Annotated in this window: 9 protein-coding genes and 2 pseudogenes; 2 read left to right on the top strand and 9 right to left on the bottom strand. The window is 72.9% G+C overall.

Going from position 1 to position 11,057, the window contains the following annotated elements:
* The 8 genes and pseudogenes from B7L92_RS39955 to B7L92_RS35275 all read right to left on the bottom strand — a co-directional run.
* Positions 1-161, bottom strand: a pseudogene (locus tag B7L92_RS39955) (Asp-tRNA(Asn)/Glu-tRNA(Gln) amidotransferase GatCAB subunit A); the annotation flags it as partial.
* Between the two features lie 6 nt (positions 162-167).
* Positions 168-464, bottom strand: coding sequence for an Asp-tRNA(Asn)/Glu-tRNA(Gln) amidotransferase subunit GatC (gene gatC / locus B7L92_RS35305; protein WP_004925108.1), 297 nt, complete (start codon positions 462-464; stop codon positions 168-170).
* A 195-nt stretch (positions 465-659) separates the two neighbouring features.
* Positions 660-2,915 (bottom strand): putative bifunctional diguanylate cyclase/phosphodiesterase, encoded by a 2,256-nt coding sequence (locus tag B7L92_RS35300; RefSeq protein ID WP_081241292.1) that lies wholly within the window; start codon positions 2,913-2,915, stop codon positions 660-662.
* Between the two features lie 259 nt (positions 2,916-3,174).
* Positions 3,175-5,370 (bottom strand): NAD-dependent DNA ligase LigA, encoded by a 2,196-nt coding sequence (gene ligA, locus B7L92_RS35295; protein ID WP_081241291.1) that lies wholly within the window; start codon positions 5,368-5,370, stop codon positions 3,175-3,177.
* A gap of 14 nt (positions 5,371-5,384) precedes the next feature.
* Positions 5,385-6,392 carry a methionine synthase gene (locus B7L92_RS35290; RefSeq protein ID WP_004983161.1) on the bottom strand — a complete coding sequence of 336 codons (1,008 nt, stop codon included), beginning with the start codon at positions 6,390-6,392 and terminating at the stop codon, positions 5,385-5,387.
* Between the two features lie 31 nt (positions 6,393-6,423).
* Positions 6,424-7,113, bottom strand: a complete 690-nt coding sequence (locus tag B7L92_RS35285) for an SDR family oxidoreductase (RefSeq protein ID WP_255311291.1) — start codon at positions 7,111-7,113, stop codon at positions 6,424-6,426.
* 27 nt (positions 7,114-7,140) lie between these two features.
* Complete coding sequence (locus B7L92_RS35280) at positions 7,141-7,680, bottom strand: LOG family protein (protein ID WP_081241289.1); 540 nt, start codon at positions 7,678-7,680, stop codon at positions 7,141-7,143.
* The gene (locus B7L92_RS35275) at positions 7,677-8,480 is read right to left on the bottom strand and encodes a class I SAM-dependent methyltransferase (RefSeq protein ID WP_081241288.1); all 804 of its coding nucleotides are present in this window, start codon (positions 8,478-8,480) and stop codon (positions 7,677-7,679) included. The genes B7L92_RS35280 and B7L92_RS35275 overlap by 4 nt, the downstream gene beginning before the upstream one ends.
* A gap of 113 nt (positions 8,481-8,593) precedes the next feature.
* Between B7L92_RS35275 and B7L92_RS35270 the strand changes: the two genes are divergently transcribed.
* On the top strand, positions 8,594-8,917 hold the full coding sequence (locus tag B7L92_RS35270; protein WP_081241287.1) for a DUF427 domain-containing protein: 324 nt from the start codon (positions 8,594-8,596) through the stop codon (positions 8,915-8,917).
* A 97-nt stretch (positions 8,918-9,014) separates the two neighbouring features.
* On the top strand, positions 9,015-9,794 hold the full coding sequence (locus B7L92_RS35265; RefSeq protein ID WP_081241286.1) for an alpha/beta fold hydrolase: 780 nt from the start codon (positions 9,015-9,017) through the stop codon (positions 9,792-9,794).
* 210 nt (positions 9,795-10,004) lie between these two features.
* Here B7L92_RS35265 and mnmA read toward each other — a convergent pair.
* A pseudogene (mnmA, locus tag B7L92_RS35260) lies at positions 10,005-10,949 on the bottom strand (tRNA 2-thiouridine(34) synthase MnmA); the annotation flags it as partial.
* Positions 10,950-11,057: the final 108 nt, after the last annotated feature.

Genomic DNA, 11,057 nt, shown 5'->3' with positions numbered 1-11,057 from the left:
GCGAGGGCGCCCTCGCGGTCGACGTGCAGGAAGGCGTGCACCTTCTCGTCGACGGCCTCGATCCGGGCCAGGTGCGCCTCGGTGACCTCGACGGCCGTGAGTTCGCCGGAGGCGATCTTCTCGGCGGTCTCGGCCGCCGTGAGCCTGATGATGTCCGTCATGATGGCTTATTCCTCCCCCAGGATCTGCGGCACCTTGAAACGCTGCTGCTCCTGGGCCGGGGCGCCGGAGAGCGCCTGCTCGGGGGTGAGCGAGGGACGGACCTCGTCCGGCCGCATGACGTTCGTCAGCGGGAGCGGGTGCGAGGTCGGCGGTACGTCTTGGTCGGCGACCTCGCTGACGCGGGCCACCGCGCCGATGATGTCGTCCAGCTGGCCTGCGAAGTGATCGAGCTCTTCGGGCTTCAGCTCCAGACGCGCCAGCCGGGCGAGGTGGGCGACCTCCTCGCGCGTGATGCCAGGCATGCAGCGTTCCTCTGGGGTGAGTGTGTGTGGTTTGGGGCCAATCCTATGGGGCCGGGAGCCGTGCCCGTGAAACGGTCGCCGCCCGGCGTCCCGCGGGATCCGCGCACGCCGCCGTCCCGCGGGATCCGCGCACGCCGCGGGACGCCGGGGAGGCCGCACGCCGACGGCGGCCCTCACGGTGTCCGCCCCGGGGCGTCAGCCGACCCGCCCCGTGTCGTCCCCCGCGGCGGCGGGCAGGGCCGCCGCCGGGCGCTGCCAGCCGCGGGAGCCGCGGGCGAGGAGCCAGGCCGTGGTCTCGTCGGGCGGCATCGCGGCCGCGACCAGCCAGCCCTGGACCGCGTCGCAGCCGAGGTCGCGCAGGCGCTCCCAGGTCTCGTCGTCCTCGACGCCCTCGGCGACGACGAGCAGACCGAGCGAGTGGGCGAGGTCGACGGTGCAGCGCACGATCTCGGCGTCCTCGGTGTCGACGGCCAGCCGGGCCACGAAGGAGCGGTCGATCTTCAGCTCGCTGACCGGCAGCCGCCGCAGGTGCACCAGGGAGGAGTAGCCGGTGCCGAAGTCGTCCAGGGACATCTTCACCCCGTGCCCGGTCAGGGCGTTCAGGGTGTCGGCGGCGCGCTGCGGGTCCTCCAGGAGGACGTGCTCGGTGATCTCCAGTTGGAGGGCTCCCGCCGGGACGCCGTGCCGGGCCAGCCGGGCCGCGACGGAGCCGGCGAAGCCGGGGATGTGGACGTCGCGCGGCGAGACGTTGACCGCGACCGGCACGAACAGGCCCTGCGCACGCCACTCGGCGACCTGGCCGAGCGCGGTCTCCAGCACGTACTCGGTGAGGTGCGGCATCAGCCCGGAGGACTCGGCGATCGCTATGAACTCGTCCGGCGGCACCCTGCCCCGCTCCGGGTGCACCCAGCGGACCAGGGCCTCCAGACCCGCGACCTGGCCGTCGAAGCGGACCTTGGGCTGGTAGTGGAGCTGGACCTCGTGGGCGTCCAGAGCCCGGCGCAGATCACCCAGCAGGCCGAGCCGGTCGGGGGTGTTGGAGTCGCGCTTGGACTCGTACACCTCGACGCCCGTGCGGTCCCGCTTGGCCTGGTACATCGCCACGTCCGACCGCCGCAGCAGCCCCTCCGCGTCGACCGCGTGGTCGGGGAAGACGGCGACGCCCGCGCTCGCCTCCAGGACGAGGGTGAGGCCGTCGAGGTCGAGGGGGGAGCTGAGGGCTCCGACCAGGCTGCGGGCGATGCGGGTCGCGGACGTCGTGGAGTCGGCGACCGGCAGTAAGACGGCGAACTCGTCGCCCCCGAGCCGTGCGGCCTCCGCCCCGCGCGGCAGGGCCAGTCGCAGCCGGTCGGCGATCTGGAGCAGCAGCCGGTCGCCGGCGAGATGACCGAGGGTGTCGTTGACCGACCGGAAACGGTCGAGGTCGATCAGCATCAGGGCGGCGCGGGCGTCCATGCGCTCGGCCTCGTCGAGCGCGGTCCAGATGCGCTCCTGCAGCCACTGCCGGTTGGGCAGTCCGGTCAGCGGATCGCGCAACTGCTCCTCCGCCCGGGCACGGGCTATCCACAGGGTGGAGTCCAGGGCGATCAGCGGGACGGAGAACAGCGGCAGCAGCACCGGTTCGGCGTCCGCGACCACGCACACCAGGGGCGCTATGCCGAGCAGGGCGACCGCGACCAGGCCCTGTCTGGCCAGGGCGGTGCGGGCGACGGTGGGCAGTCCGGAGCGCGGTGCCCGGAGGTACCAGAGCAGGGAGCGGGTCACCAGGAGGTAGGCGCCGGCGACCAGCACCACGCCGGGGACGGTGTAGAGCGTCCAGGTGTCCGGGGTGGCCGGGGACTCGACGGACGGCACGGAGCCGAACGCGGCCAGGACCAGGGCTCCGGCGCCGATGCCGAGCAGGTCCACCGCGCCGTGCAGGACGCCCTGCCGCCAGCGGCCCCTGCGGGCCACGCCGACCAGCACCACCACGGTGAGGCTGACCATGCCGGCCGGGACCCAGCCGTACAGCAGCAGCACGGCGAGGGTGAGGGCGGCGCCCGAGCCGGTACCGCCCCACCAGCGGGAGCGGCCCAGCATCACCAGGTGGCCGACGACGATCCCGGTCAGCACGGCCAGGGACCAGCCGACGGTCCCGGACGGGAAGAGCGCGTGGCCGCCGGTGAACGCCCGCAGGAAGCCCGCGCCCAGCACGAGGCCGGCCGCCGCGACGATCGCCGTGGGCAACGCGGGCCAGGACGGGGGCCGTTCGGTGTCCGTCCCGGGCAGCCCGGGGCCGTGCCCGGGGGCCTGCCGCCCGGTGCCGGCCGCGTCCGCGGTGCCCACGGCGGTGCGTCCCCGCGCGTCCGGCCGCCCCGCGGGCCGGCCGTCCCCACGGCCGCGCCGCCATACGACCGCCCCACGGCGCAGACGCAGCCGTGAGCCCGGGGCGGCGCTCTCGGTCGGTTCCATTCCCGTCCCTCTCACAGCCGGCGGTGCCCACGCCACGCGGCCCGATGCCCGACAACCCTCAGCGGCTCCGCGGTGGAAAGCCCTTCCCCGGTCCCTTCACGAGTGCGGAGTTGCCCCGACCGCGACTGGGCACGGCAGGCGCACATCCCAACAGTAGGCCGCAGAAGGCTTCCACGGGCACCGGTCGCCGACGGTTGCCCGAATGCACCCCGGCCACCCGTATGCATCTGGTATGCGCCGAACGGGTGGTCTTCAACCGCTACTCCTCGGCCGAAAGGGCGACCTCCGCCGCGGCCTCCGGCCCTTGCCCGAGAAGGACGTTGAGACCTTCCTCGTTCAGAACCGGCACCTTGAGCTGCATCGCTTTGTCATACTTCGACCCCGGGTTGTCCCCCACGACGACGAACGACGTCTTCTTCGACACCGAACCGGTCACCTTCGCACCCCGGCTCTGCAGCGCCTCTTTTGCGCCATCCCGGGTGAAATGCTCCAGGGTGCCGGTCACCACGACGGTGAGTCCCTCCAGCGGACGCGGCCCCTCGTCCTCCCCGGACCCCTCGTCCTCCATGCGGACACCGGCCGCCTTCCACTTGCGAATGATCTCGCGGTGCCACTCCTCGGCGAACCACTGCTTGACCGCGGCGGCGACGATCTCTCCGACGCCCTCGGTGTTCCTGAGCTCCTCCTCCGAGGCCGCCTCGATCCGGTCGATGGACCGGAAGGCACGGGCCAGCGCCTCCGCCGCGACCGGGCCGACGTGACGGATCGACAGACCGGTGAGCAGGCGGGCCAGCGGGCGCTCCTTGGCCGCCGCGATGTTCTCCAGCATCGCGAGCGCGTTCTTCTTCGCGTTGCCCTCCTGGTTGGCGAAGACGGTGGCGATCTTCTCCTCGCCGGTCTTCGGGTCCCGCTTGGGCAGACCGCTGTCCTGGTCGAGGACGTACGCCTTGATGGGCAGCAACTGGTCGACGGTGAGGTCGAACAGGTCGCCCTCGTCCTTCAGCGGCGGGTCCGCGGGCTCCAGCGGCTTGGTGAGCGCCGCCGCGGCCACATAGCCGAAGTGCTCGATGTCCAGCGCCTTGCGGCCCGCGAGGTAGAACAGGCGCTCCCGCAACTGGGCGGGGCAGGCGCGGGCGTTGGGGCAGCGCAGGTCGACGTCGCCCTCCTTCATCGGCCTCAGCGGCGTACCGCACTCGGGGCACTCGCCCGGCATCACGAACTCGCGCTCGCTGCCGTCGCGCAGGTCGGCGACCGGGCCGAGGATCTCCGGGATCACGTCACCGGCTTTGCGCAGCACCACCGTGTCGCCGATGAGGACGCCCTTGGCCTTGACCACGTCCTGGTTGTGCAGCGTGGCGAACTCGACCTCGGATCCGGCCACCGTGACCGGCTCGACCTGGGCGTACGGCGTGACCCGGCCCGTACGGCCCACGCCCACGCGGATGTCGACCAGCTTGGTGTTGACCTCCTCGGGCGCGTACTTGTACGCGATGGCCCAGCGCGGGGCGCGCGCCGTGGAGCCCAGGCGGCCCTGGAGGCGGATCTCGTCGAGTTTGACGACGACGCCGTCGATCTCGTGCTCCACGGAGTGGCGGTTCTCGCCGTAGTGCGCGATGAACTCCCGCACGCCGCCGAGGTCGTCGACCACCTTGTTGTGCCGGGAGGTGGGCAGGCCCCAGGACTTGAGCAGGTCGTACGCCTCGGAGAGGCGGGTCATGCCCTCGAAGCCCTCCAGGGCGCCGATGCCGTGGACCACCATGTGCAGCGGGCGGGTGGCGGTGACGCGCGGGTCCTTCTGGCGCAGCGAACCGGCCGCCGCGTTGCGGGGGTTGGCGAAGGGCTTGTCACCGGCCTCCACCAGGCGGCGGTTGAGTTCCTCGAACTTCTCCATCGGGAAGTAGACCTCGCCGCGGATCTCCACGAGGTCGGGCACCCTGTCGCCCTTCAGCCGGTCCGGGACCTCGGCGATGGTGCGGACGTTGGGCGTGATGTCCTCGCCGGTGCGGCCGTCGCCGCGGGTCGCCGCGCGGGCGAGCCGGCCGCGTTCGTAGGTGAGGTTGACGGCGAGGCCGTCGACCTTCAGTTCGCACAGGAAGTGGTAATCCTGCTCGCCCAGTTCCCGCCGGACGCGCTCCGTCCAGGCGGCGAGGTCGTCGTCGTTGAAGGTGTTGTCCAGGGAGAGCATGCGCGAGCGGTGCCGGACGGCCGTGAACTCCGTCTCGTACGACCCGGCGACCTTCTGGGTCGGCGAGTCCGGGGTGCGCAGCTCCGGGTACTCCTCCTCCAGCGCCTCCAGCTCGCGCAGCAGCCGGTCGAACTCGGCGTCGCTGATGACGGGGGCGTCGTTCACGTAGTACCGGAAGCGGTGCTCCTCGATCTGCTCAGCGAGCTGTACGTGCTGCTCCCGTGCCTCGGCTGGCACGTTCGTCGTCTCCGCCTGCTGGTCGCCGGCCACCGTGTGTCCTCCCGTTACTCAGGGTTGTCCGCGAGTGATCTCGCCGCCCGGACGCAGTGGGCGTACGCCGCGCGCGCGTACTCGGGGGAAGCACCCGCGAGTCCGCACGCCGGGGTGACGGTGACCGCCTCCGGGAGGAGCCCCGGCCTCAGCCCCAGCCTGCGCCACAGTGTCCTGACCCCCATGACGCTACCGGCAGGGTCCGACAACGGGCCGTCCGTGCCCGGGACGACACCGGCGAACAGCCGGGTGCCCCCTTCCACCGCTTCCCCGATCACCTCGTCGTCACGCTCGGTGAGGAGGGAGAAGTCGAACGAGACCGCCGCCGCGCCCGCCCGGCGCAGCAGGGCGAACGGGACGTCCGGTGCGCACGAGTGGACCACGACGGGCCCGCCGCCGTGCGCCCCGACGACGTCCCGGAGCGTGGCCTCGACGATCTGGCGGTCCACCGCGCGGTGGGTGCGGTAGCCGCTGGCGCTCCTCACCCGGCCGCGCAGGACGGCGGTGAGGGAGGGTTCGTCGAGCTGGAGGACGAGTCGCGCGCCGGGCACCCGCCGCCGCACCTCGGCGAGGTGCAGGCGCAGCCCCTCGGCGAGGGAGGCGGCGAGGTCGCGGCAGGCGCCGGGGTCGGACAGGGCGGCCTCGCCGTTCCTGAGCTCGAGGCCCGCGGCGAGCGTCCACGGTCCCACCGCCTGCACCTTCAGCGGCCCCTCGTACTCCTGGGTGAACTCCTCCAGCGCGTCGAGGTCCTCGCCGAGCCAGGAGCGGGCCCGCCTGGTGTCCCGCCCCGGCCGGTCCCCGATCCGCCAGCCGCTGGGCTCCACGCGCGCGTACAGCTCGACGAGCATCCCGGCGGTCCGCCCGATCATGTCCGCGCCGGGCCCCCGGGCGGGGAGTTCGGGCAGGAACGGGAAGTCCTCGAAGCTCCCGGTGACGGTCTTGGCGGCTTCGCGGGCGTCCCCGCCCGGCATGGACCCGATCCCGGTGGCGGGCCCGAACCTGAACTGGCTGTCTTCACTCACCCGAGAAGCCTACGGAACGATCCGGCCCGGTTCAGCGCCCCGGGCGCACCGTCAGATCGTTGACCTCCGCGTCCCGGGGCAGGTCCAGGGCCATCAGGACGGTCGTGGCGACCGACTCGGGGTCGATCCACCTGCCGGGGTCGTAGTCCTTGCCCTCCTGCCGGTGCACCTTGGCCTGCATGGGGCTGGCGGTGCGGCCCGGGTAGACCGAGGTCACCCGGACCTCGTTGCCGTGCTCCTCGTGGCGCAGGGAGTCGGCGAGGGCCTTCAGGCCGTGCTTGGAGGCCGCGTACGCGGCCCAGTCGGCGTGGGCGTTCAGACCGGCGCCGGAGTTGACGAAGACCACGTGGCCGCGGCTCGCGCGGAGCTGGGGCAGGAAGTGCCGGGTCAGCTCGGCGGGGGCGATCAGGTTGACGTCGAGCTGGTGGCGCCAGGTCTTCGGGGTGAGTTCGCCGACCGGGCCGAGGTCCACCACGCCGGCGATGTGCAGCAGGGAGTCGACCCGGTCCGGGAGCGACTGGTGGGAGAAGGCCCAGCTGAGCCGGTCGGGGTCCGCGAGGTCGCCGACGAGCGTCCGGGCGCCGGGGAACTCGGCCGCCAGCTCCTTCGCGCGGCCCGCGTCGCGCGCGTGCAGCACGAGGCCGTCCCCGCGCGCGTGCAGACGGCGGGCGACGGCCGCGCCGATGCCGGAGCCCGCTCCGGTGATCACATGTGTAGCCATGCCCGCCATGCTCGCATCACCCGGTGGTCACTCCACGCCCCGGCTCTCCTCCAGGTACGCCAGCGCCCCCAACGGCTCCTCGGCGAAGAACACCAGGTCGGCCAGCGGACGCGGCAGGAAGCCCTCGTCCTCCATGCGGCGGAACTGCTCCTTGAGGCCGTCGTAGAAGCCCGCCGTGTTGAGCAGGACCACCGGCTTGTCGGTGCGCCCGTGCTTCTTCAGCTCCAGGATCTCGGTCGCCTCGTCGAGGGTGCCGGTGCCGCCCACCATGATCACCACCGCGTCGGCCTTCTCCAGCAGCAGCCGCTTGCGCTCGGCCAGGTCCTTCGCGATCACCATCTCGTCGACGCCGTCGCGTGCCGTCGCCGCGAGGAACTCCACGGAGACGCCGCAGAGCCGGCCGCCCGCCTCCTGCACCCCGTCGGCGACGACCTTCATCAGGCCGACGTCCGAGCCGCCCCAGACGAGCGTGTGCCCGCCCTTGCCGAGCAGGCGCGCGAACTCCCGCGCGGGGCCCGTGTAGCGTTCGTCGAGATCGGCTGCGGAGAGGAAGACACAGATGTTCACGGACCCACCGTACGGGCCCGGTCGGACATCGCGGTCAGCCGGATCCTCGACTGCCGGTGCGGCAGCTCCTCCCAGTCGTCCATGAACCGCGCCGCCAGGCCGTGCTCGGCGGCCAGCCGGGTGAGCGTCTCGGTCCGGTAGTAGAAGTCCTCGTGCAGCACCTGGTGCTCCTCCCCCTCCGTGCGGTCGAAGGTGAAGTCGAAGAACCCGCCGGGCGCGAGCACCCTGCCGACGTGCGCGAAGCACTCCTCGATGACGTGCCGGGGCGAGTGCGAGAAGACGCTGTGCGCGTGCACGACGTCGAAGTGGCCCTCGGGCAGGAAGGCGAGGGTCAGGTCGTTCGCGAGCGTCAGGTGGGGCAGCTTGGCCTGGAGCCCCTCGCGGACGAGGGTGTCCTGGGCGGCGAGCAGGATGTGCGGCGAGATGTCGATGCCGTAGTAGTGGCCCGGCTCCAGGTGGTCGATGAACAGGCGGCCCGCGCGGAGGTTGCCGCAGCCGATCTCCAGCATCCGGTGGTGGGGCTCCAGGCCGTGCCGCACCAGGTAGTCGAACTGCATCCGGCCGATCCTGGCCCACTGCTCGCGCGAGGGGCTGTGGCCCACCGCGGCCTCGGCGCTGCGGGCGGCGTCGGAGGCCATCACCGCGCGGTAGTAGGAGATGTGGTCGCGGTGGAGCAGCCGCAGCCGGGCGTCGCGCAGGGCGCGCCGCGCGTGGGCGGGAACCCGCCGCGGATGGCGCAGGGCGTAGTGGACCCGGTGGGCGAGGGTGCTGCGGTTCCTGGCGGCTTCGCCGACTCCCATGGGGCCTCCTGCGGATGCGGGCCGGGCGGGACGGTGATTCCCTCACCGGCGGGAAGAACTCGGCTTCAGCGTGCGCTGTATCCGGTGACACGGCTACCCAGGGAGGGTCGATCGTGACCACAGGCCACCACATCACCATCGAGCCCGGCGACCGGCACGTGCGCGTGGTGCACGGCGATCGGGTGCTGGCGCGGAGCGACCGGGCGCTGGTGCTGAAGGAGACGGGCTGTCCGGACCGGTACTACATCCCGCCGGAGGACGTCCGCCTCGACCTGCTGACACCGTCCGGGACGCGCACGCACTGCCCCTTCAAGGGCACCGCGTCCTACTGGTCGCTGCCGGACGCGGCCGACCTGGTCTGGGCGTACCCGGACCCGAAGCCGGAGGTCGCGGAGATCAAGGACCACCTGTGCTTCTACGACGTGGACGTGCGGTGACCGCGTACCGCGGGTGACCGGGTGGAGGGGCTCCGATCGGCGGACGCGCCGCCCGCCTCACCGACGAATTCCGCGCCGTGCGGCACTCTGGTGCGACATGGACAAAAAAATCCTTTCGCGCGACGGCACCTCCCTCGCCTACGAGAGCGCCGGGCGGGGTACCGCGGTCGTCCTCGTCAGCGGCGCGATGTCGACGGGGGCGACGGTGGCACCGCTGGCCGCGCCGCTCTCGGAGCGGTTCCGGGTCGTCGTCTACGACCGACGGGGCCGCGGTGCGAGCGGGGACACCGCGCCGTACGCGGTGGAGCGCGAGGTCGAGGACCTGGCGGCGCTGGTCGAGGCGGTGGGCGGTGAGGCGTCGCTGTACGGCGTCTCCTCGGGCGGCGCGCTGGCGCTCAGGGCGGCGGCGAGCGGGCTGCCGGTGCGCCACGTCGCCGTGTACGAGACGCCGTACGCGACGTCCGAGGAGGACCTGCGGGAGCGCGCGGAGTACACCGAGCGGCTGACGGCGGCGCTGGCCGAGGGGCGGCGCGGGGACGCGGTGGAGCTCTTCCTGCGGCTGACCGGACTGGACGAGGCGGTGATCCAGAGCGCCCGGCAGTCGCCGATGTGGGCCGGGATGGAGACGATCGCCCCGAGCCTCGCGTACGACGACGCCGTCATGGGCGACGGGAGCGTCCCCGAGGAGCTGCTGGCGTCGATCCGCGTGCCGGTGCTGGCGGTCGCGGGCGACGGGAGCCCGGCGTGGATGCGCGAGGCCGCGCGGGCGATCGCGGACGCGGTGCCCCGGGGCACGTACCGCGTCCTGGAGGGCCAGACCCACATGGCCGATCCGGACGTCCTGGCACCGGTGCTGGCGGGGTTCTTCACGGGGTGAGCGGCGGGGCCGCCGCCGTCCGCCGCGGGCCGGGCCCCTCCCCCGACGCGGTCACGGAGGAGCCCGTGGTCCTTCGGGACGTGTCGGGCCGTGAGAACAGCGTGGCCGCCCGCGCGGTCGGCCGGCCGTCGGCTCGACGGAGCGTGCACGGGGCACGGACGTCGGGTGCCGGGCCGGGACCAGGCTTGGCGAACCTCCCCGGCCCGTGCGTCAGGACGTCGTGGCCGGCTCCGTCGACCGCACCGTGGTCGCGATCGTCGCCGAGCCGACCACGCGCGTGCCGTCGTACAGCACGATCGCCTGGCCGGGGGCGACCCCGCGGACGGGCTCGGTGAAGCGGACCCGCAGCTCGCCGTCGACGGGTTCCGCCGTCACCTCGGTCTCGCCGCCGTGGGCGCGCAGCTGGGCGGTGTAGGTGCCGGGGCCCTCGGGGGCGGCGCCGCACCAGCGGGGCCTGATCGCGGTCAGGGCGGTGACGTCGAGGGCGGCGGCGGGGCCGACCGTGACCGTGTTGTCCACCGGGGAGATGTCGAGGACGTAGCGCGGCTTGCCGTCGGGGGCGGGGGTGCCGATCCTGAGGCCCTTGCGCTGGCCGATGGTGAAGCCGTACGCGCCCTCGTGCGTGCCGACCTTGGCGCCGGACTCGTCGACGATGTCGCCCTCGGCCCGGCCCAGGCGGTTCGCGAGGAAGCCGCGGGTGTCGCCGTCGGCGATGAAGCAGATGTCGTGCGAGTCGGGCTTCTTGGCGACGGCGAGTCCGCGGCGCTCGGCCTCCGCGCGGATCTCCTCCTTGGTGGTGACCGTGTCGCCGAGCGGGAACATCGCGTGGGCGAGCTGGCGGTCGTCCAGCACCCCGAGGACGTAACTCTGGTCCTTGGCCATGTCGGAGGCGCGGTGCAGCTCGCGGGTGCCGTCCTCGCGCAGGACCACCTTGGCGTAGTGGCCGGTGCAGACGGCGTCGAAGCCGAGCGCGAGCGCCTTGTCCAGCAGCGCGGCGAACTTGATCTTCTCGTTGCAGCGCAAGCAGGGGTTCGGGGTGCGGCCGGCCTCGTACTCGGCGACGAAGTCCTCGACGACGTCCTCGCGGAAGCGGTCGGCGAGGTCCCACACGTAGAACGGGATGCCGATGACGTCGGCGGCGCGGCGGGCGTCGCGCCGCCGACGTCATCGGCATCCCGTTCTACGTGTGGTTCCTCGCCGATCTGTTCGGCGAGGTCTCCCACGTAGAACGGGATGCCGTTGACCCTTCTCCTATTCTCATCT

This window comes from Streptomyces viridosporus, from assembly GCF_002078235.1.
GTDB lineage: Bacteria > Actinomycetota > Actinomycetes > Streptomycetales > Streptomycetaceae > Streptomyces > Streptomyces viridosporus.
The sequence above is the reverse complement of the archived record's forward strand: the minus strand, read 5'-3'. Positions and strand labels throughout refer to the sequence as shown.